Consider the following 21,006-nt stretch of genomic DNA (forward strand, 5'->3'; position numbering starts at 1 on the left):
CGAAGATGAGTGACAATGTGAGTACTTCCCTTGAATCCCTGAATCTGATCCCCATAATAAGCCAAGTTAGCGAGATGAATGCGAAAAAACGCGGAGAAATTCATGAGTAGTAAAGAACAGAAAACGCCTGAGGGGCAAGCCCCGGAAGAAATTATCATGGATCAGCACGAAGAAGTTGAGGCGGTTGAGTCAGACGCTTCTGCTGAGCAGGTGGATCCGCGCGATGAAAAGATTGCGAATCTGGAGGCTCAGCTTGCAGAAGCTGAAACGCGCGAGCGTGACAGCGTGTTGCGTATCAAAGCGGAAATGGAAAACCTGCGCCGTCGTACCGAACTGGACGTAGAAAAAGCGCATAAGTTCGCGCTGGAAAAATTCGTCAACGAACTGCTGCCGGTGCTGGATAGCCTGGACCGTGCGCTGGAAGTGGCGAACAAAGATAATGATGCGATGGCGGCGATGGTTGAAGGTATTGAACTGACCCGCAAGTCGATGCTGGATGTCGTGGCGAAGTTTGGCGTGCAGGTGGTTGCGGATATCGATGTGCCGATGGACCCGAACGTACACCAGGCTATTGCAATGGTCGAGTCTGATGACGTTGCTGCCGGTAACGTGCTGATGGTAATGCAGAAAGGCTATACCCTTAACGGACGTACCATTCGCGCTGCAATGGTGTCTGTGGCGAAAGCAAAAAGCTAATCAGCTTCAGACCGGGTAGTGCTGATGCGTTACCCGGTCTGGATTATCCTCACTGGTCAGATACGCTCTCGCGAAGTGGTTTGACCGGCAATACCTGCACCTGCTTAATCATATTGTCCTGTACATCGAGAATATCGATATCGTACTGACCAATGCGCACTCGCGTGCCGGCAACGGGGATTTCTTCCAGTGCTTCAAGGATAATACCGTTTACCGTTCGCGCGTCATCTTCCGGCAAATGCCAGTTAAAAGCCTTATTGATTTCACGAACGTTAGCGCTGCCATCAATAATCACTGAGCCGTCATTCTGTGGCGTGACTTCTTCGGCAAGCGTCGGGGACATTGACGTGGTGAAGTCACCGACAATCTCCTCCAGAATATCTTCAACTGTGACCAACCCCTGAATATCGCCATATTCGTTGACCACCAGGCCGACCTTCTTCTTATTACGCTGAAATTTGATCAACTGAGTGCTGAGTGGGGTACCTTCCGGGACAAAATAGATCTCGTCGGCGGCGCGTAGCATGGTCTCTTTGGTGAACTCCTTTTTCTCGGCCATGAGTCGCCAGGCTTCACGGACGCGCAACATACTAATGGCATCATCCAGTGAGTCGCGGTACAACACGATACGCCCGTGGGGGGAGTGCGAAAGTTGGCGGACGATTGATTTCCAGTCATCGTTAATATCGATACCGATGATTTCGTTACGCGGGATCATAATGTCATCGACGCTGACTTTTTCCAGATCCAGCACGGACAGTAGCATATCCTGGTTACGGCGAGAGATTTGCGAGCGCGATTCATTCACCAGCGTTCGTAGTTCATCTTTACTCAGCGAACCGCTTACCACGATATCTGTTTTGATACCCATCATCCGCATCAGCAGACGTGTGATGGTATTCAGTAACCAAACCAGCGGCATCATCAGAATCTGCAATGGCGCCAGTAAAAAACTGCTGGGGTAGGCGACTTTTTCGGGATATAGCGCAGCGATGGTTTTTGGCAGCACTTCAGCAAAAACCAGCACCACAAAGGTCAGTACCCCGGTGGCGATTGCCACGCCCGCATCGCCATACAGGCGCATACCGACGATAGTGCCGAGCGCGGAGGCCAGGATGTTGACCAGATTATTGCCAATGAGCACCAGGCTTATCAGGCGGTCCGGCTTGCGGAGTAATTTTTCAACGCGCTTCGCCTGGCGATTACCCTGCTTGGCCCGGTGACGCAGGCGGTAGCGGTTCAGGGTCATCATTCCGGTTTCGGAACCGGAAAAATAGGCGGAAATAACCACCATGATGAGAAGTGTAACAATAAGCGTGGTGGTGGAGATGTGTTCCACGTAGGTTCCTTAAAAAACTTAACTCACAAACTGCTGCAAGATGCGGCTGCCGAAATAGGCCAGCGTCAGAATGCCTGCACCTGCGACGTTAAACCAGACGACACGACGTCCGCGCCAGCCTTCATGGTAATGCCCCCACAACAGAACGATATAGACAAACCATGCCACGATAGACAGAACGGCTTTATCAATATTTTCTGTGCTGAACAGGTTGTGCATATAAAACAGGCCAGTACACAGTGTCAGCGTCAGCAGCACCACGCCTATCTGGGTGATATGAAACATTTTGCGCTCAATGCTCATCAATGGCGGCATTTCATTGTTGAACGCCAGCCTTTTATTTTTGAGCTGATAATCGATCCACGCCAGCTGCAGTGCATACAGTGCGGCAATAATCAGCGTGGCATAGGATAAGAGCGATAGCCCGATGTGGACCATCATACCCGGCGTGGCTTCAAGGTGGGTGATGTATTCGTTGGGCATAAATGTGGCGCAGGCCAGATTGATTAATGCAAATGCATACACGATCGGTAGCAATAGCCAGCCGCGGTTGCGCGAGGCCACAATGGTCATTACCGTACAGATCATCAGGCTAACCAGAGAACCGACGTTCAGCAGGCTCAGGTTTTGTCCGCTTTCACCACCTGGCAGAATACGTGCTTCCAGGGCAAACGCGTGACAGACCAGCGCGATAACCGCAGAAAGAATAGCCATACGCCGCCAGCCGCTGTTTTTTTGCAGCAGGGCGGGAACGATCAGCGCAAGGCTGACGGAATAGGCGACAAGGGCTAACAGAGCAAAAACGGGCATATGGGTGTCGACAGTTGGCCAGGAATAAAGAAAAGCAGTATAGCGTTACGTGACCTCTGCTCCAACCGTTGCATAACAACAAAGGCGGCTTCATGTTATACTGCGGCAAATTTCTGTTGATGTGTCGCTGTTGCGACCGACCGTTTCCACCCCAGGCGAGAGACAATGTTTGATAATTTAACCGATCGTTTGTCGCGCACGCTGCGCAATATCAGTGGCCGTGGGCGCCTTACTGAAGACAACGTTAAAGAGACGCTGCGCGAAGTGCGCATGGCGCTGCTGGAGGCTGACGTTGCGCTGCCGGTAGTGCGTGAGTTTATCAATCGCGTAAAAGAGAAAGCGGTTGGTCATGAAGTGAATAAAAGCCTGACGCCGGGACAGGAGTTCGTCAAGATTGTTCGTAACGAACTCGTCGCGGCGATGGGCGAAGAGAACCAGACGCTGAACCTGGCAGCCCAACCACCGGCAGTAGTGTTGATGGCGGGTCTGCAGGGGGCGGGTAAAACGACCAGCGTGGGTAAGCTGGGTAAATTCCTGCGCGAGAAGCACAAGAAGAAAGTCCTGGTGGTCTCCGCGGACGTCTATCGCCCGGCGGCGATCAAACAGCTGGAAACGTTGGCCGAACAGGTCGGGGTGGACTTCTTCCCTTCTGATGTCGGTCAGAAGCCGATTGATATCGTTAATGCCGCGCTGAAAGAGGCTAAACTCAAATTCTACGACGTGCTACTGGTGGATACCGCTGGTCGTCTGCACGTTGATGAAGCGATGATGGACGAAATCAAACAGGTCCACGCGTCTATCAATCCGGTAGAAACGCTGTTTGTTGTCGATGCCATGACGGGTCAGGATGCTGCGAATACTGCGAAAGCATTTAACGAAGCACTGCCGCTGACCGGTGTGGTACTGACTAAAGTCGACGGTGACGCCCGTGGCGGTGCGGCACTGTCTATTCGTCATATCACCGGTAAGCCGATTAAATTCCTCGGTGTCGGTGAGAAAACGGAAGCGCTGGAGCCGTTCCACCCGGACAGGATTGCCTCACGTATTCTCGGCATGGGTGATGTGCTGTCGCTGATCGAAGATATCGAAAGCAAAGTTGACCGCGCACAGGCAGAGAAATTAGCCAGCAAGCTGAAAAAAGGCGACGGCTTCGATCTGAACGATTTCCTTGAACAGCTTAAGCAGATGAAAAACATGGGCGGCATGGCCAGCCTGATGGGCAAACTGCCGGGAATGGGTCAGATCCCTGACAACGTGAAATCGCAGATGGACGATAAAGTGCTGGTGCGTATGGAAGCCATCATCAACTCGATGACGATGAAAGAACGTGCTAAGCCGGAAATCATCAAAGGTTCCCGCAAACGCCGTATCGCACTGGGCTGCGGGATGCAGGTACAGGACGTTAACCGTCTTCTGAAACAGTTCGACGACATGCAGCGCATGATGAAGAAAATGAAGAAGGGCGGAATGGCGAAGATGATGCGGAATATGAAGGGGATGATGCCTCCTGGATTCCCTGGTCGCTAAAAACAAGGGCATAAGGCTATCTTGTTTGCCATTTTAGCCCCGGGGTGTGCTCAAAATGCTCACGTACTACGTGTACGCTCCGCTTTTTGCGCGCACGCCGGAACTAAACTGGCTGCACCGATATACGCCTTATATCCCTTGTTTGGCATATGTGAAGCATATGCTGATTGCTTTTTTCTCAGAAATCAGTAAAATTTTCGGGCTTTTAATATGACACCGGGTCCCTTCCCTCGATGGGGCCCGGTGTTTTATTCACACAAGAGGATGTTATGGTAACTATTCGTTTAGCTCGTCACGGCGCTAAAAAGCGTCCGTTCTACCAGGTTGTTGTCACCGACAGCCGTAATGCACGCAACGGTCGCTTCATCGAGCGCGTTGGCTTCTTTAACCCGATCGCTAGCGAAAAAGAAGAAGGCACTCGCCTGGATCTGGATCGCATCGCTCACTGGGTTGGCCAGGGCGCGACTATTTCTGATCGCGTAGCTACGCTGATCAAAGCAGCAAACAAAGCAGCTTAATCTGTCACGGTGGTCATGATGAGCAAGCAACTCGCCGCACAGGCACCCGTGGAACCCATCGTTTTGGGGAAAATGGGGTCTTCTTACGGTATCCGTGGTTGGCTCAGAGTGTTTTCTTCCACTGAAGACGCCGAAAGCATTTTTGACTATCAGCCCTGGTTTATCCAGAAGGCGGGTCAGTGGCAGCAAGTACAGCTGGAAAGCTGGAAGCACCACAATCAGGATCTGATCATCAAGCTGAAAGGCGTTGACGATCGTGATTCGGCGAATCTACTGACTAATTGTGAAATTGTCGTGGATTCCTCGCAGTTGCCTGCGCTGGAAGATGGTTCCTACTACTGGAAAGACCTTATGGGCTGCCAGGTAGTGACCACTGAAGGCTACGATCTCGGAAAAGTCGTCGATATGATGGAAACCGGATCGAATGACGTGATCGTCATTAAGGCAAACCTGAAAGATGCGTTTGGTATCAAGGAACGTTTAGTACCGTTCCTCGATGGGCAGGTTATCAAGAAAGTCGATCTCGCTACTCGTACTATCGAAGTAGATTGGGATCCTGGTTTTTAAACCACCGGATAAACGGTAAAAGTCGGCGTTATGGGGATTGGCTTGTGTTTATAGGTATCGTTAGCCTGTTTCCAGAAATGTTCCGCGCAATTACCGATTACGGGGTAACTGGCCGGGCAGTAAAAAATGGCCTGCTGAACATCCAGAGCTGGAGTCCTCGTGACTTTACGCATGACCGGCACCGTACCGTGGACGATCGTCCTTACGGCGGCGGACCGGGGATGTTAATGATGGTGCAACCTTTACGGGATGCTATTCATGCAGCAAAAGCTGCGGCTGGTGAAGGCGCAAAGGTGATTTATCTGTCACCTCAGGGACGCAAGCTTGATCAAGCGGGCGTTAGCGAACTGGCAACGAATCAAAAGTTGATTCTGGTGTGCGGTCGCTATGAAGGAATAGATGAGCGCGTGATTCAAACCGAAATTGATGAAGAATGGTCAATCGGCGATTACGTTCTCAGCGGTGGTGAGTTACCGGCAATGACGCTGATTGACTCCGTTTCCCGGTTTATTCCGGGCGTTCTGGGTCATGAAGCATCAGCAATCGAAGATTCGTTTGCTGACGGGTTGCTGGACTGTCCACACTATACCCGACCTGAAGTGTTAGAACAGATGGAGGTACCGGCGGTATTACTGTCGGGAAACCACGCTGAAATACGTCGCTGGCGTTTGAAGCAGTCGCTGGGCCGGACCTGGCTTAGAAGACCTGAACTTCTGGAAAACCTGGCTCTGACTGAAGAGCAAGCAAGGTTGCTGGCGGAGTTCAAAAAGGAACACGCACAACAGCAACATAAACATGATGGGCTGGTCTGAGACCCCCCAATATCAGTTTACCCAGGATAAGAGATTAAATTATGAGCAACATTATTAAGCAACTTGAACAAGAACAGATGAAGCAGGACGTACCTTCCTTCCGTCCGGGTGATACCGTGGAAGTGAAAGTATGGGTTGTTGAAGGTTCCAAAAAACGTCTGCAGGCATTCGAGGGCGTGGTTATCGCTATTCGTAACCGCGGTCTGCACTCTGCATTCACTGTTCGTAAAATTTCCAACGGCGAAGGCGTTGAGCGTGTCTTCCAGACTCACTCTCCGGTAGTTGACAGCATTGCTGTTAAACGTCGTGGTGCTGTTCGTAAAGCTAAACTGTACTACCTGCGTGAGCGTACTGGTAAGTCTGCTCGTATCAAAGAGCGTCTTAACTAAGATATCGCTCAGGCGACATCCTGACAGAAGGGGCTGGCCATTTGGCTGGCCCCTTTTTTTATATCGACAGAACACCTGGCCAGCGGTTAGCCGGTAATTGATTTTGGGGCGTTTAAGGCTTAACGGGAAGGCGATTGTTATGCTACCAGTGAGGTTCGTGTGAGGCGGGTGTTTCGTTCGTTATTGCAATCGACTGACTGCGCGAGTTCAGTACGTCGTATTCGCTGTTAGCGCAGCCAGCCTGGTAATGACTAAGGTGTACTGATAACTACCGCAACGCGGCGGTTTTCGGCACGCCCTTTTGAAGTCTGGTTACTGGCAATCGGGTATTTCTTCCCGAGCCCTTGGGTTGTCAGGTTTGTGCGTGGAATGTTGGCACCCTGAGCCCAGGCATCTGCAACCACATTGGCTCGTTTGAGCGACAGAGCTTCGTTGTAGCTATCCTCACCATAGTTATCGGTATGACCATCCAGACGAGCATGGTTTAACCCGGTAGCAGCCAGTTTGGACGCCATTTCCTGGATTTGCTTTTCACTTTCAGGGCGGAGTTTATAGTCGTTTTTGTCAAACAGGATGGTGTCAGATAAACCCAGAGACCAGTCTCCTGAAGCTTCAGTGAATCCGTACGATTTCATGGCTGCAATTTGCTCTGGGGTAAATTTCCCCTGAGGTGCCTGACAGCCTGCCAGAATTAGCATGATGAGAATAAACGGGGATAATAAACGTTTTAGCATGTGTGTAATTCCTTATTTTTTAATAATGCGCTCAGCGCGCAAATTTTTAGCCTGATACATATTGTGATCGGCAAGTTCTTGTAATTTCTCGGCAGAGGCATGTTCCCACGTCAGTGCAAAACCAATACTGAGTGTCATGCTTGCCAGGTGACCGTTATGCAGGTCAAAAGGTCGATTAAACTCTTGCGACAACGCCGCACAGATACGTTGAACTTCGTCTTCAGAATGGACGCTGTAAAGCACCATGGCAAATTCATCGCCGCCAAGTCGGTATGGGTGATGCCGATTACCACCAAATTCGGCCAACCTCTTGGCAACTTCAATCAGGACCCGATCGCCTGCAGCGTGTCCCCAGGTATCATTAATAAATTTAAAATTATCGCCATCAAGGAATAACAACGCTGAGCTGCTGTGGGCCGCGTCGTCGTTCATCAGTGCGTTAATACTGCTACGAAATGCGGCACGGTTTGCAAGACCGGTCAAAGGGTCATGTAGCGCGGTACGCAACAGTTGCGCATTCTTTGCCTGGAGACGTAGTTGCCACTCTTCCATCTCATCCAGCAGGCTATTAAAGTCCTGCGCAAACAGATGAAATTCTTCAATCCGCTCTTCAGATACGCGCCGCGAGAAATTCCGATTGGTACGAACATCATGTACCACTTCAGTAATATTTTGCAGGGCGTCCACGACGCCATTGTGTAAATAACGAGTAAGCATTAATGCAATACCCGATGCCAGTAAAATGCATCCGGTAAGAACGGCCAGCGACAAATAAATGAAATGGCTAATAACGCTATCGCGGGCAATCAAGCGCACCTCACCAATAACGTTGCCATTGTGTAAAATGGGCTGAGTTACCGGTTGCGGGAACAGCCAGTGGCTGATGATGCTGCTGATTTTGTCAGTGGTATCCTGCGCGTCATAGTGCCAGGTGGCGATCACTTTCTGCTGTTGATTGCGGACCTCTGCAACTGAAAATTGCCCTTGCTGTCCCAGTGCAGCCAGCGTTTCCGATGCTGCTACGCTATCCGAAAAGACTAATGCTGCTTCGAGCGTGCGGGTCATGGTTGCTGCCGTTAGATCCAGATTCTTTTGTGCATATTGCTTCAAAGCCAGCACCGACGAAATGCTAAGCAGCAGCCAAATCAGCGTCATGGTTACCAGTACGCTGACGATGCTGATACGCCGCAGTGTCCGCTTAAACGTTGGGCGTTTTATGGGAGAAGGACCCTTATTCATGCTTTTTATTCCGCGCAAGCATCAATACGTCCGGACTCACCCTTACACCGCTGCGTGACAGGGAATCCATATTTACGGAAAATCTCACGTCTTCATCTTTAATTATGAGGCAAAAAGCGCTGCCAATAACGCATTCGGGATTCTGTTCGGCAATTAATAACAATGCCTTAGTAGGATATTTATTCTTTAATTCCGCCTGATATGTAGGGCTTTCTTTTCCAAAATAAAAGCCATCACACTGCGCAACTAAAACTTCTTGTTCCGTATGAATGATGACAGGAAGATAGGGTAGTGCTCCTGCACGGGTATCTTCCAGCACGCTGGAAAAGCGCGAAGAAGAGAATATGCACAGTTTTGGCGGCCCTGAAAGTGCGGGCCAGCGTGTATAACTGACGATACCGGAAACCATAGAGCGCACAGATTTTGCCTCTTCCGTAACGCTGTGAGCGTACAGAGGTAATCCGGTCAGAAGCAGTGCCAGTAGAAGTATGAGTCGGTAAGAAAAGCTCATGAATAGGTACCTACCAGCGTTTGCCGTAATGCGTCGATATACATTCAAGATTGTTTGCAACAAAATAACATTATTTTCCCAGGTCGTCATTATTCCTGGAATGAGTGTATTGGGTATTTAAGCTAAATCTTATTAATTTATAAAATTTAAGCTCTTGTTTAGTTTAACCTTGTTGAGGCCGCACCTTCGTTTGCTCCTTTTTGCCAGGCATCATGTAACTGGCTGACATTGTCTACCGTGTCGCAACTGGCAGGGAAGGTTTTGCCGGTTAATCCTCTCGCGTAAACAAAGTTCTGCTGACAGGTTTTCTTTTGTCCTTCGGCGTACCCCTTCAGATATTGGGCGCGATCGACCTCTGGGTCATTGTAGTTGTCGGCAAGTGTCTCGTTATCTTTAACGACATAGCCTGAAATGGCATCCTGTATCCCGGCATCAAACCAGTCGGTACCTGTCCAGGTGGGGGAAAAAGTATAGGGATCTATCTGACATCCGCTGAGAAATAATACAAATAAGGTACAGATGAGTTGCTTCATTGCCTGTTCTCCCCTTTTTTTAAAGCATAGCGGATTCATATATAGATGGGTGTAAATTTATATGTACGGTGTATTGCGGTATTTTTGCGATAAAACAGCTGGATGTAAATAAAAATTTACGGAATGTGGATTGAAATCTTTACCTGTTGTGTTATCGTGATTACCTCCTCGCTGAGGAAAACTATCGCAAACGAGCTAAACAGGATCACCATCATGCAAAAAGACGCGCTGAACAACGTACACATTACCGACGAACAGGTTCTGATGACCCCAGAGCAGCTTAAAGCGGAATTTCCGCTGAGCCTCGTACAGGAGGCGCAAATCGCTCAGTCGCGTAAAACCATTTCAGACATTATCTCTGGCCGCGACCCGCGGCTGCTGGTGGTGTGTGGTCCATGCTCGATTCACGATCCTGAAGCGGCTATTGAGTACGCTCGTCGATTTAAAGCCCTTGCCGCAGAGGTCAGCGATAGCCTCTACCTGGTGATGCGCGTCTATTTTGAAAAACCCCGTACTACCGTCGGCTGGAAAGGGTTGATTAACGATCCTCATATGGATGGCTCTTTTGATGTTGAAGCAGGTCTGAAAATTGCGCGTCAATTGCTGCTTGAATTGGTGAATATGGGGCTACCGCTGGCAACAGAAGCGTTAGATCCAAACAGCCCGCAATACCTGGGCGATCTGTTTAGCTGGTCAGCTATCGGTGCGCGTACCACTGAATCACAGACGCATCGTGAAATGGCTTCTGGTCTTTCCATGCCGGTTGGTTTTAAGAATGGTACCGATGGGAGCCTGGCGACGGCAATTAACGCCATGCGCGCCGCAGCACAATCACACCGCTTTGTGGGTATTAACCAGGCGGGGCAGGTTGCACTGCTGCAAACGCAGGGTAACCCAGATGGGCACGTGATCCTGCGCGGTGGTAAAGCGCCGAACTACAGCCCGGCTGATGTCGCCCAGTGCGAAAAAGAGATGGAGCAGGCAGGACTACGACCTTCTCTGATGGTAGATTGCAGTCATGGTAATTCTAATAAAGATTACCGTCGCCAGCCAGCCGTGGCTGAATCTGTGATTGCACAAATCAAAGATGGCAATCGCTCGATCATCGGCTTGATGATTGAAAGTAATATTCACGAAGGCAACCAGTCCTCCGAACAGCCGCGCAGCGAAATGAAATACGGTGTCTCTGTAACTGATGCCTGCATTAGCTGGGAAATGACGGATGCGCTACTGCGTGAAATTAGTCAAGATTTAAACGGCCAGCTGACGGCGCGTGTCGCATAAGAGGTTGGTATGGTTGCTGAATTGACCGCATTGCGCGATCAAATTGATGAAGTTGATAAGGCGTTGCTGGACTTACTGGCACGCCGTCTGGAGCTGGTTGCCGAAGTCGGTGAAGTCAAAAGCCGCTTTGGGCTGCCGATCTACGTACCAGAGCGCGAAGCCACGATGTTGGCATCCCGCCGCGCAGAAGCTGAAGCACTGGGGGTGCCGCCAGACCTGATCGAAGATGTATTGCGTCGGGTTATGCGCGAGTCTTATTCCAGTGAGAATGACAAAGGCTTTAAGACGCTTTGCCCTTCTTTGCGTCCGGTGGTGATCGTCGGTGGTGGCGGACAGATGGGGCGGCTGTTTGAGAAGATGCTGACTCTGTCAGGCTATCAGGTGCGGATCCTGGAACAGCAGGACTGGGATCGCGCTACTGAGATCGTCGCCGATGCCGGCATGGTGATCATCAGTGTGCCGATCCACGTTACCGAACAGGTAATCGCGAAATTACCGCGTCTGCCGTCTGATTGTATTCTGGTCGATCTGGCCTCGGTGAAAAATGGTCCTCTGCAGGCGATGCTGGCGGCACACGACGGTCCGGTTGTGGGTTTACACCCGATGTTTGGTCCGGACAGTGGAAGTCTGGCAAAGCAGGTGGTTGTCTGGTGCGATGGACGCCAGCCGGAAGCCTATCAATGGTTCCTGGAACAGATTCAGGTCTGGGGCGCGCGATTGCATCGGATCAGCGCCGTCGAACACGATCAGAATATGGCGTTTATTCAGGCGTTGCGCCACTTCGCAACCTTTGCTTACGGGTTGCACTTAGCGGAAGAGAATGTCCAGCTTGAGCAGTTGCTGGCGCTCTCTTCGCCAATATATCGTCTTGAACTGGCGATGGTTGGCCGTCTGTTTGCCCAGGATCCTCAGCTATATGCCGATATTATTATGTCGTCAGAGAGTAATCTTGCGCTCATCAAACGTTATTATAAACGTTTTGGTGAAGCGATTGGTTTGCTGGAGCAGGGTGATAAGCAGGCTTTTATCGACAGTTTCCGTAAGGTAGAGCACTGGTTTGGCGATTATGCTAAACGTTTTCAGAGTGAAAGCCGTACTCTGTTGCGCCAGGCTAACGACAGTCGCCAGTAAGTAAAATGCCGGATGGCAGCGCTATCCGGCATCCTCACATTTTAGCTCGGATCGACCGGCACGACATTCTCACTGGGATAACAGCCAAGTACTTTCATCGAACGGGTTATTTCGCCCAACTCTTTCAGCGCTTTCTGTATCTCCGGCGACTCCAGGTTGGCCTGGATATCGAGATAAAACATCTCTTCCCACGGGTTGCCGTGAATCGGGCGTGATTCCAGCTTGGTCATAATCAGATTATGGTTACGCAGTACCAGCAGCGCTTCAACCAGCGCACCTGCCTGTTGTCCTGTCGCCATCAGCAACGTTGTTTTCGCTGGAACCTGATCGGAAACATTGATTGCTTTGCGTGCCAGTACCACGAAGCGGGTAATGTTTTGCGTCTGATTAGCTTCAATATGCTCAAGTACCTGCAGACCATGCAGTACACCACCGGCTTCGCTCCCCAGGGCTGCCACGCGTGGCGAGTTAGCCTGGGCGACTTTTTCCATCGCAGCTGAAGTGCTTTCAGTGTATTCAATCTTCCAGTGCGGGTAGCGGTTCAGGAACTTGCTGCACTGCTGGAACGGTTGCGGGTGGCTGTATACCGTGTCGATGCTCTCCAGATCGGTTGTTCCCGACACCAGTACGCAATGGTCGATAGTAATCGTCATCTCTCCGACGATAGAGAGGCTGGTGTGCTGCAGCAGATCGTAAACGTCATTAATTGCACCGGAACTGGTGTTTTCAATAGGCACTACCGCGTAGTCTGCCTGTCCGGTTTCAACCTGATTAAAAATATCGGCAAATTTCGCGCAGCCGCTTTCAATAAACTGCTCAAAATGACGTGCGGCGTACTGACGTGCTGCAAGGTGTGAGTAAGAACCTTTTGGTCCCAGGAAGGCAACACGAGCAGAATGCGGGTTGATCTTATTCAGATGCTGCTGAAGGAGTGCCTGCTGGGTCAGGACGGAGTCTTCGATAATAAGTTGGAACAAGCGCGTGATGTAGTGGGCATCGAGGTGATGTGCTTTACCAAGCTGAATTAAACGGTCCAGCAGGTCGCGTTCCCGATCAATATCGCGCACCGGACGATGAGAAAGCAGCTTTGCTTTGCCGACTTCTACCGCCAGACCACGTCGTTCTGCCAGCAGGGCCAGTAATTTTTCATCCAGCGAGCTGATCTTTTCTCGCAGCGCCAGTAACGGGTTTTCCGATGTCATAGTGTTGCCTTTCTTGTTATCAATAAAAAAGGCCCCCCGGTTTGGGAGGCCTTATTGTTCGTCTTCGCATTCTTTATCACACGACGAAACGCCTCCCATTCAGGGGAAGGTAAAAAAGAATGCGAAGAAGAACGGGACAAGTTTCATGTTATTTTCCTTTGGCTACATCAGTAAAGTACCCGTACTGTTTTCACCCTGTCAACAAAAAACGCGCCCGAAGGCGCGTTGGCGATACACTCAATGTAAGGGACTACTCTTCTTCTGCTTCGACGAAGTTGGCGTCTTTTACTGAAGTTGTTGCACGACGGGCTTCGCCTTTGTGCTGCACTTTATTGAGCTGCCGTTCCAGCTTGTTGATCAAATCGTTAATGGCGGTGTACATATCCTCGTGTTTTGCGCTGGCGACCAGATGTCCATTCGGGGTATTGATGGTGGCATCAGCAATGAAACCCTGTGGCTCCTTAGACAGAATGATATGTGGATTAATCAGATGAGTTTGCCATTTATCCAGTTTGGAGAGACGGTCTGCGACATGCTGGCGAATTGCCGGAGTAATTTCCATTTGTTTACTGGTAATGTTCATTGTCATAAATTTTACCTCTTGTCTTTCCCGTCTTGGTGATTCCAGCATACCGTTCCTAATGTCAAAATGTGTGATTTAGATCACATTATTTTGTCGCTTTTTGTCAAGAAAACCTTTTTGTGAGGCACAGCAGGAACAGGCGATTTTTTACTTGAGGAATACCTGAAAGCAGGCCATATTTGATAGGATGCGTCGCAGCTAAACCGCTTCAGTTGTGGCCTTAACGGATAAAAAAACGGCAGCCCAAAGGCTGCCGTTTTGCATTATGAGGTCAATCAGGTGTTGCTGCTGTTAGCGGCAATGATTTTCGCTACTTTTTCTGCCTGGGCATTCATCTGCATCTGGCGATAAGCGTTTTCCATTAACGGCAGGGCATCACGTGTTGCCTGGGTATCCGGATAGTCACGCAGCATACCTTCCACACGGTTCACGACGGCAACCCATGCGCCACGGGCGGTATAGTACTCAGCAACAGAGTATTCATACTTCGCCAGACGATCTTTCAGGAACACCAGACGCTTAGTGGCATCGGTTGTGTACTGGCTGTTCGGATAACCACGAACCAGTTTGGAAAAGTCATTAAACGCAGCTCGGGCATGCTGTGGATCGCGATCGCTACGATCGACGCCAAAGAATCCTTGCAGTGCGCTATCGTCCAGCGCCATATTGGTCAGGCCACGCATGTACATGACATAATCAATGTTCGGGTGAGTCGGGTTCAGACGAATAAAACGATCGATAGCCGCCTGAGCAAGTGGCAGATCGGCGTTTTTGTAGTAGGCGTAGATGAGATCTAATTGCACCTGCTGGGAATACGGTCCAAATGGATAACGGTTATCCAACGCTTCCAATTGCGTTATTGCCTGTTTCCAGTTACCGTCCTGCAGCTTTTGCTGAGCAGTCGCGTAGATTTCATTTGGCGGATTATCGGGCACCTCTTCCTTTGAACCAGAGCAACCCGCCAAAAACAGGCTCAACGTGGCTGCTGCCACCAGATATTTCATGCGCGTCATGACGTTTTGACTTTCCTCAAAATGTTATACGGGAGATTCTCTGTTCCTGCTCCCGGTTAAGACCAGCTACAATAGCACACTATATTAAACGGCAAAGCCGTAAAACCCAACGTTAAACGAAGAAGCAGTTTATGGCACAACGAGTAGAACTCACCGCAACAGTCTCCGAAAATCAGCTTGGTCAACGCTTAGATCAGGCTTTGGCCGAATTGTTCCCTGATTATTCGCGATCGCGCATAAAAGAATGGATCCTCGACCAGCGCGTACTGGTAAATGGCAATCTTTGCGATAAGCCAAAAGAAAAGGTGTTAGGTGGAGAGCGTGTCTCCATCAATGCTGAAATTGATGAAGAGATTCGTTTTGAAGCTCAGGATATCCCGCTGGATATCGTTTATGAAGATGACGATATTCTCGTCATCAACAAACCACGTGACCTGGTGGTACATCCGGGTGCGGGCAATCCTGATGGTACGGTCTTGAATGCGTTGCTGCATTACTACCCGCCCATTGCGGATGTTCCACGAGCCGGTATTGTGCACCGTCTGGATAAAGACACAACCGGGCTTATGGTTGTGGCAAAAACAGTCCCCGCGCAAACACGCCTGGTTGAGTCATTGCAGCTGCGCGAAATCACTCGTGAGTATGAAGCCGTGGCGATTGGCCATATGACAGCGGGCGGTACGGTCGAAGAACCGATCAGCCGTCATCCAACCAAACGTACGCATATGTCAGTGCATCCAATGGGGAAACCTGCGGTAACGCACTATCGCATTATGGAGCATTTCCGTGTGCACACGCGTCTGCGGTTGCGTCTGGAAACCGGACGTACGCACCAGATCCGCGTGCACATGGCGCATATCACCCATCCGCTGGTGGGCGATCAGGTCTACGGCGGTCGTCCGCGCCCGCCGAAAGGCGCTTCTGACGAGTTTATCTCCGTGCTGCGTAAGTTTGACCGTCAGGCGCTGCACGCGACCATGTTGCGTTTGTATCATCCGATTTCCGGTATCGAGATGGAATGGCATGCGCCAATTCCGCAAGATATGGTGGAGCTTATCGAAGTGATGCGCGCTGATTTCGAAGAGCATAAGGATGATGTTGCCTGGTTATGAGTAAGCTAATTGTCCCGCAGTGGCCGATACCTCAGGGTGTCGCGGCCTGTAGTTCTACCCGCATTGGCGGCGTCAGTATGTCGCCTTATGATTCGCTGAACCTGGGTGCCCATTGTGGCGATAACCCGGAGCATGTGGAAGAGAACCGCAAGCGGCTGTTTGCTGCGGGCAATCTGCCTTCGAAACCCGTCTGGCTTGAACAGGTACACGGTAAAGACGTCCTGAAATTAAGCGGCGGGCCATACTTATCTAAACGTGCAGATGCGTCCTACAGTAATACGCCAGGCACCGTATGTGCGGTGATGACGGCGGACTGTCTGCCGGTGCTGTTTTGTAATCGTGCTGGAACAGAAGTGGCGGCGGCCCATGCGGGCTGGCGCGGGTTATGTGAAGGTGTGCTGGAAGAAACTGTGGCGTGCTTTGCCGACAAACCGGAAAACATTATTGCCTGGTTAGGGCCGGCGATAGGTCCGATCGCATTTGAGGTAGGTGCAGAAGTTCGCACCGCGTTTATGGCAAAAGATCCGCAAGCTGACAGTGCATTTGTGCCGCGTGGTGAAAAATATCTGGCGGATATCTATCAGCTTGCACGTCAACGTCTGGCAAATGTGGGGGTAGAGAACGTCTACGGTGGTGACCATTGCACCTTCAGCGAAAGTGAGACGTTCTTCTCTTATCGTCGCGACAATACCACGGGTCGTATGGCAAGTTTTATTTGGCTGATATAACCTAAAGAATCAAGACGATCCGGTACGTGTAATTTTCTTTTCACATAATTCAGGTCATTCACCTTGAATAATTGAGGGATGACCTCATTTAATCTCCAGTAGCAATTTTGACCTGTTATGGGAGGAGTTATGCGTCTGGATCGTCTTACTAATAAATTCCAGCTTGCTCTTGCCGATGCCCAGTCACTCGCACTGGGGCACGACAACCAATTCATCGAACCACTTCATCTAATGAGCGCCTTGCTGAATCAGGAAGGGGGATCGGTTCGTCCTTTGTTAACGTCCGCTGGCATTAATGCTGGCCAGTTACGCACAGCGATTGATCAGGCATTGAGCCGTTTACCACAGGTAGAAGGTACCGGTGGTGATGTTCAGCCTTCTCAGGATCTGGTGCGTGCACTGAATCTTTGCGACAAGCTGGCGCAAAAACGTGGAGACAATTTCATTTCGTCAGAACTGTTCGTTCTGGCGGCGCTTGAGTCGCGCGGTACGCTGACCGATTTATTAAAATCAGCAGGAGCGACAACCGCCAATATCACTCAGGCAATTGAACAAATGCGTGGAGGTGAAAGCGTGAATGACCAGGGGGCTGAAGACCAACGTCAGGCCTTGAAAAAATATACTGTAGACCTGACCGAACGCGCCGAACAAGGCAAGCTCGATCCGGTTATCGGTCGTGATGAAGAAATTCGCCGTACGATTCAGGTGCTGCAACGTCGTACTAAAAACAACCCGGTTTTGATCGGTGAGCCAGGTGTTGGTAAAACCGCTATCGTCGAGGGGTTAGCACAGCGAATCATTAACGGTGAAGTACCTGAAGGGTTAAAAGGTCGTCGTGTCCTGGCGCTGGATATGGGCGCGCTGGTGGCCGGGGCGAAGTATCGCGGTGAGTTTGAAGAACGTTTAAAAGGTGTGCTGAACGATCTCTCGAAACAGGAAGGCAACGTCATTCTGTTTATCGATGAGTTGCATACTATGGTCGGTGCAGGTAAAGCCGATGGCGCGATGGACGCCGGTAACATGCTGAAACCGGCACTGGCGCGCGGGGAGTTGCACTGCGTAGGGGCCACCACGCTTGATGAATACCGCCAGTACATCGAAAAAGATGCGGCGCTGGAACGTCGTTTCCAGAAAGTGTTTGTGGCTGAGCCATCAGTAGAAGACACCATCGCCATTTTGCGTGGTCTGAAAGAACGTTACGAGCTGCACCACCACGTACAGATTACTGACCCGGCAATTGTTGCGGCTGCCACGTTGTCTCACCGCTACATTGCTGACCGTCAGTTGCCGGATAAAGCTATCGACCTTATCGATGAAGCTGCGTCCAGTATCCGTATGCAGATTGACTCTAAGCCGGAAGAACTCGACAGACTCGATCGCCGTATTATCCAGCTCAAGCTGGAACAGCAGGCGTTAATGAAAGAGTCTGATGAGGCAAGTAAAAAACGCCTTGATATGCTTAATGAAGAACTGGACGACAAAGAGCGCCAGTATTCAGAATTAGAAGAAGAGTGGAAAGCTGAAAAAGCGTCGCTCTCCGGCACGCAAACCATCAAGGCTGAGCTGGAACAGGCAAAAATCGCTATCGAACAGGCGCGTCGTGTCGGTGATCTGGCGCGCATGTCTGAACTGCAGTACGGCAAAATTCCGGAACTGGAAAAACAGCTGGAAGCTGCAACCCAGTCTGAAGGTAAAACTATGCGTCTGCTGCGTAATAAAGTGACGGATGCAGAGATCGCCGAAGTGCTGGCGCGCTGGACCGGTATCCCGGTGGCTCGTATGTTGGAAGGCGAGCGGGAAAAATTGTTGCGAATGGAACAGGATCTGCACAGCCGCGTGATCGGCCAGAACGAAGCGGTAGAAGCGGTATCTAACGCCATCCGTCGTAGCCGGGCAGGATTGTCTGATCCGAATCGTCCGATTGGCTCATTCTTGTTCCTGGGACCAACTGGTGTCGGTAAAACCGAACTGTGCAAAGCACTGGCGAACTTTATGTTCGACAGTGACGATGCGATGGTCCGTATCGATATGTCCGAGTTTATGGAGAAACACTCGGTATCTCGTCTGGTAGGTGCGCCTCCGGGATATGTCGGTTATGAAGAGGGGGGATACCTGACGGAAGCGGTGCGCCGTCGTCCTTATTCCGTCATTCTGCTGGATGAAGTAGAAAAAGCGCATCCGGATGTCTTCAACATTCTGCTGCAGGTGCTTGACGATGGTCGTTTGACTGACGGGCAGGGGAGAACGGTTGATTTCCGTAACACGGTTGTCATTATGACCTCGAACCTGGGCTCAGATCTGATTCAGGAGCGTTTCGGTGAGCTGGATTACAGCCATATGAAAGATATGGTGCTGGGCGTCGTGAGTCAGAACTTCCGCCCGGAATTCATCAACCGTATAGATGAGGTTGTTGTATTCCACCCGCTGGGTGAGAAACATATTGCCTCTATTGCCAGGATTCAGTTGCAGCGTCTGTACAAACGTCTGGAAGAGCGTGGTTATGAAATCCACATCTCTGACGAAGCGCTTAAATTGCTGAGTGTGAATGGCTATGACCCTGTGTATGGTGCACGTCCATTGAAACGTGCTATCCAGCAGCAGATCGAAAACCCACTGGCACAGCAAATTTTGTCTGGTGAGCTGATTCCAGGCAAAACGATTCGTCTGGAAGTGAATGACGATCGTATTGTGGCAGTGCAGTAAGTCACAAAACCTAAAATAAACGGGCCCTGTGGGGCTCGTTTTTGTTTAAAAACCAGGCGAAAACGACTATGTCGGCTGAAAAATAATCGCTTGATAGGTTTTTCGTATATTTAACTTGTCAGCCTGAAATAACTCCCTATAATGCGCCTCCACTGACACGGAACAACGGATTACATGCCGCCGGGTCAGCGGGGTTCCACTGAGAACCTCACGAAGAAAAGCGAAATTAAATGCTTGACTTCGTAGCGGGATGGCGTAATATGCACACCCCGCGCCGCTGAGAAAAAGCGAAGCGGCACTGCTCTTTAACAATTTATCAGACAATCTGTGTGGGCACTCGAAGATACGGATTCTTAACGTCGCAAGACGAAAAATGAATACCAAGTCTCAACGAGTGAACACGTAATTCATTACGAAGTTTAATTCATTGAGCATCAAACTTAAATTGAAGAGTTTGATCATGGCTCAGATTGAACGCTGGCGGCAGGCCTAACACATGCAAGTCGAACGGTAGCACAGAGGAGCTTGCTCCTTGGGTGACGAGTGGCGGACGGGTGAGTAATGTCTGGGAAACTGCCCGATGGAGGGGGATAACTACTGGAAACGGTAGCTAATACCGCATAACGTCGCAAGACCAAAGAGGGGGACCTTCGGGCCTCTTGCCATCGGATGTGCCCAGATGGGATTAGCTAGTAGGTGGGGTAACGGCTCACCTAGGCGACGATCCCTAGCTGGTCTGAGAGGATGACCAGCCACACTGGAACTGAGACACGGTCCAGACTCCTACGGGAGGCAGCAGTGGGGAATATTGCACAATGGGCGCAAGCCTGATGCAGCCATGCCGCGTGTATGAAGAAGGCCTTCGGGTTGTAAAGTACTTTCAGCGAGGAGGAAGGTGTTGAGGTTAATAACCTCAGCAATTGACGTTACTCGCAGAAGAAGCACCGGCTAACTCCGTGCCAGCAGCCGCGGTAATACGGAGGGTGCAAGCGTTAATCGGAATTACTGGGCGTAAAGCGCACGCAGGCGGTCTGTCAAGTCGGATGTGAAATCCCCGGGCTCAACCTGGGAACTGCATCCGAAACTGGCAGGCTAGAGTCTTGTAGAGGGGGGTAGAATTCCAGGTGTAGCGGTGAAATGCGTAGAGATCTGGAGGAATACCGGTGGCGAAGGCGGCCCCCTGGACAAAGACTGACGCTCAGGTGCGAAAGCGTGGGGAGCAAACAGGATTAGATACCCTGGTAGTCCACGCCGTAAACGATGTCGACTTGGAGGTTGTGCCCTTGAGGCGTGGCTTCCGGAGCTAACGCGTTAAGTCGACCGCCTGGGGAGTACGGCCGCAAGGTTAAAACTCAAATGAATTGACGGGGGCCCGCACAAGCGGTGGAGCATGTGGTTTAATTCGATGCAACGCGAAGAACCTTACCTACTCTTGACATCCAGAGAACTTAGCAGAGATGCTTTGGTGCCTTCGGGAACTCTGAGACAGGTGCTGCATGGCTGTCGTCAGCTCGTGTTGTGAAATGTTGGGTTAAGTCCCGCAACGAGCGCAACCCTTATCCTTTGTTGCCAGCG

The 21,006-nt window shown here is 50.7% G+C and carries 21 protein-coding genes, 1 rRNA gene and 1 other annotated feature; of the genes, 12 read left to right on the plus strand and 10 right to left on the minus strand.

Translation table 11 applies throughout. The annotated features are described in order from the left end of the window. Positions 1–102 precede the first annotated feature (102 nt). Complete coding sequence (gene grpE, locus ACLJXE_RS19795; protein WP_410751788.1) at positions 103–696, plus strand: nucleotide exchange factor GrpE; 594 nt, start codon at positions 103–105, stop codon at positions 694–696. Positions 697–745: 49 nt separating this feature from the next. Here the strand turns inward: grpE and ACLJXE_RS19800 are convergent, their stop codons facing one another. Both ACLJXE_RS19800 and ACLJXE_RS19805 read right to left on the minus strand, forming a co-directional pair. After that, complete coding sequence (locus tag ACLJXE_RS19800; RefSeq protein WP_286630517.1) at positions 746–2,035, minus strand: HlyC/CorC family transporter; 1,290 nt, start codon at positions 2,033–2,035, stop codon at positions 746–748. A gap of 18 nt (positions 2,036–2,053) precedes the next feature. Then, a complete protein-coding gene (locus tag ACLJXE_RS19805; protein ID WP_410751789.1) occupies positions 2,054–2,845 on the minus strand; it encodes an inner membrane protein YpjD in 792 nt (263 codons plus the stop codon). A gap of 165 nt (positions 2,846–3,010) precedes the next feature. On the opposite strand from ACLJXE_RS19805, the gene ffh reads away from it, so the two are divergent. From ffh to rplS, 5 genes are all read left to right on the plus strand, one after another. Continuing rightward, a complete protein-coding gene (gene ffh, locus ACLJXE_RS19810; RefSeq protein WP_271442422.1) occupies positions 3,011–4,372 on the plus strand; it encodes a signal recognition particle protein in 1,362 nt (453 codons plus the stop codon). A 269-nt stretch (positions 4,373–4,641) separates the two neighbouring features. Next, positions 4,642–4,890 carry a 30S ribosomal protein S16 gene (rpsP, locus tag ACLJXE_RS19815; protein ID WP_003031228.1) on the plus strand — a complete coding sequence of 83 codons (249 nt, stop codon included), beginning with the start codon at positions 4,642–4,644 and terminating at the stop codon, positions 4,888–4,890. An 18-nt stretch (positions 4,891–4,908) separates the two neighbouring features. Then, a complete protein-coding gene (gene rimM / locus ACLJXE_RS19820) occupies positions 4,909–5,457 on the plus strand; it encodes a ribosome maturation factor RimM (protein ID WP_003031230.1) in 549 nt (182 codons plus the stop codon). Between the two features lie 44 nt (positions 5,458–5,501). Beyond that, positions 5,502–6,269 carry a tRNA (guanosine(37)-N1)-methyltransferase TrmD gene (gene trmD / locus ACLJXE_RS19825; protein ID WP_005130430.1) on the plus strand — a complete coding sequence of 256 codons (768 nt, stop codon included), beginning with the start codon at positions 5,502–5,504 and terminating at the stop codon, positions 6,267–6,269. A gap of 41 nt (positions 6,270–6,310) precedes the next feature. Next, the gene (rplS, locus tag ACLJXE_RS19830) at positions 6,311–6,658 is read left to right on the plus strand and encodes a 50S ribosomal protein L19 (RefSeq protein ID WP_002914145.1); all 348 of its coding nucleotides are present in this window, start codon (positions 6,311–6,313) and stop codon (positions 6,656–6,658) included. Positions 6,659–6,909: 251 nt separating this feature from the next. On the opposite strand, the gene ACLJXE_RS19835 is transcribed toward rplS, so the two are convergent. From ACLJXE_RS19835 to ACLJXE_RS19850, 4 genes are all read right to left on the minus strand, one after another. Continuing rightward, positions 6,910–7,392, minus strand: a complete 483-nt coding sequence (locus ACLJXE_RS19835) for an OmpA family protein (protein WP_045446366.1) — start codon at positions 7,390–7,392, stop codon at positions 6,910–6,912. Positions 7,393–7,404: 12 nt separating this feature from the next. Continuing rightward, a complete protein-coding gene (gene dgcN, locus ACLJXE_RS19840) occupies positions 7,405–8,631 on the minus strand; it encodes a diguanylate cyclase DgcN (protein ID WP_410751790.1) in 1,227 nt (408 codons plus the stop codon). Further along, the gene (locus tag ACLJXE_RS19845; protein ID WP_040234078.1) at positions 8,624–9,142 is read right to left on the minus strand and encodes a YfiR family protein; all 519 of its coding nucleotides are present in this window, start codon (positions 9,140–9,142) and stop codon (positions 8,624–8,626) included. Before ACLJXE_RS19845 ends, dgcN begins: the two co-directional genes overlap by 8 nt. A gap of 158 nt (positions 9,143–9,300) precedes the next feature. Next, positions 9,301–9,675, minus strand: a complete 375-nt coding sequence (locus ACLJXE_RS19850) for a DUF2799 domain-containing protein (RefSeq protein ID WP_410751791.1) — start codon at positions 9,673–9,675, stop codon at positions 9,301–9,303. Between the two features lie 213 nt (positions 9,676–9,888). On the opposite strand from ACLJXE_RS19850, the gene aroF reads away from it, so the two are divergent. Both aroF and tyrA read left to right on the plus strand, forming a co-directional pair. Further along, a complete protein-coding gene (gene aroF, locus ACLJXE_RS19855; RefSeq protein WP_286630521.1) occupies positions 9,889–10,959 on the plus strand; it encodes a 3-deoxy-7-phosphoheptulonate synthase AroF in 1,071 nt (356 codons plus the stop codon). Between the two features lie 9 nt (positions 10,960–10,968). Next, complete coding sequence (gene tyrA, locus ACLJXE_RS19860) at positions 10,969–12,090, plus strand: bifunctional chorismate mutase/prephenate dehydrogenase (RefSeq protein WP_410751792.1); 1,122 nt, start codon at positions 10,969–10,971, stop codon at positions 12,088–12,090. Between the two features lie 41 nt (positions 12,091–12,131). On the opposite strand, the gene pheA is transcribed toward tyrA, so the two are convergent. The 4 genes from pheA to bamD all read right to left on the minus strand — a co-directional run bounded on the left by pheA (position 12,132) and on the right by bamD (position 14,888). Beyond that, the gene (gene pheA, locus ACLJXE_RS19865) at positions 12,132–13,292 is read right to left on the minus strand and encodes a bifunctional chorismate mutase/prephenate dehydratase (protein WP_410751793.1); all 1,161 of its coding nucleotides are present in this window, start codon (positions 13,290–13,292) and stop codon (positions 12,132–12,134) included. 22 nt (positions 13,293–13,314) lie between these two features. After that, positions 13,315–13,440, minus strand: a sequence feature (Phe leader region). Continuing rightward, positions 13,392–13,439, minus strand: a complete 48-nt coding sequence (pheL, locus tag ACLJXE_RS19870; RefSeq protein WP_100250063.1) for a pheA operon leader peptide PheL — start codon at positions 13,437–13,439, stop codon at positions 13,392–13,394. (Overlaps the previous feature by 48 nt.) Positions 13,441–13,542: 102 nt before the next feature. Continuing rightward, the gene (raiA, locus tag ACLJXE_RS19875) at positions 13,543–13,881 is read right to left on the minus strand and encodes a ribosome-associated translation inhibitor RaiA (RefSeq protein ID WP_271442428.1); all 339 of its coding nucleotides are present in this window, start codon (positions 13,879–13,881) and stop codon (positions 13,543–13,545) included. Between the two features lie 269 nt (positions 13,882–14,150). Continuing rightward, positions 14,151–14,888 (minus strand): outer membrane protein assembly factor BamD, encoded by a 738-nt coding sequence (gene bamD, locus ACLJXE_RS19880; protein WP_005130417.1) that lies wholly within the window; start codon positions 14,886–14,888, stop codon positions 14,151–14,153. A gap of 131 nt (positions 14,889–15,019) precedes the next feature. Between bamD and rluD the strand changes: the two genes are divergently transcribed. From rluD to ACLJXE_RS19900, 4 genes are all read left to right on the plus strand, one after another. Further along, positions 15,020–16,000, plus strand: a complete 981-nt coding sequence (rluD, locus tag ACLJXE_RS19885; RefSeq protein WP_271442429.1) for a 23S rRNA pseudouridine(1911/1915/1917) synthase RluD — start codon at positions 15,020–15,022, stop codon at positions 15,998–16,000. Beyond that, the gene (gene yfiH / locus ACLJXE_RS19890; protein WP_410751794.1) at positions 15,997–16,728 is read left to right on the plus strand and encodes a purine nucleoside phosphorylase YfiH; all 732 of its coding nucleotides are present in this window, start codon (positions 15,997–15,999) and stop codon (positions 16,726–16,728) included. Before rluD ends, yfiH begins: the two co-directional genes overlap by 4 nt. Positions 16,729–16,857: 129 nt before the next feature. After that, on the plus strand, positions 16,858–19,431 hold the full coding sequence (clpB, locus tag ACLJXE_RS19895; RefSeq protein WP_410751795.1) for an ATP-dependent chaperone ClpB: 2,574 nt from the start codon (positions 16,858–16,860) through the stop codon (positions 19,429–19,431). 442 nt (positions 19,432–19,873) lie between these two features. After that, positions 19,874–21,006 (plus strand): 16S ribosomal RNA (locus ACLJXE_RS19900); the annotation flags it as partial.

Source organism: Citrobacter sp. U14242 (assembly GCF_046555775.1).
GTDB lineage: Bacteria > Pseudomonadota > Gammaproteobacteria > Enterobacterales > Enterobacteriaceae > Citrobacter.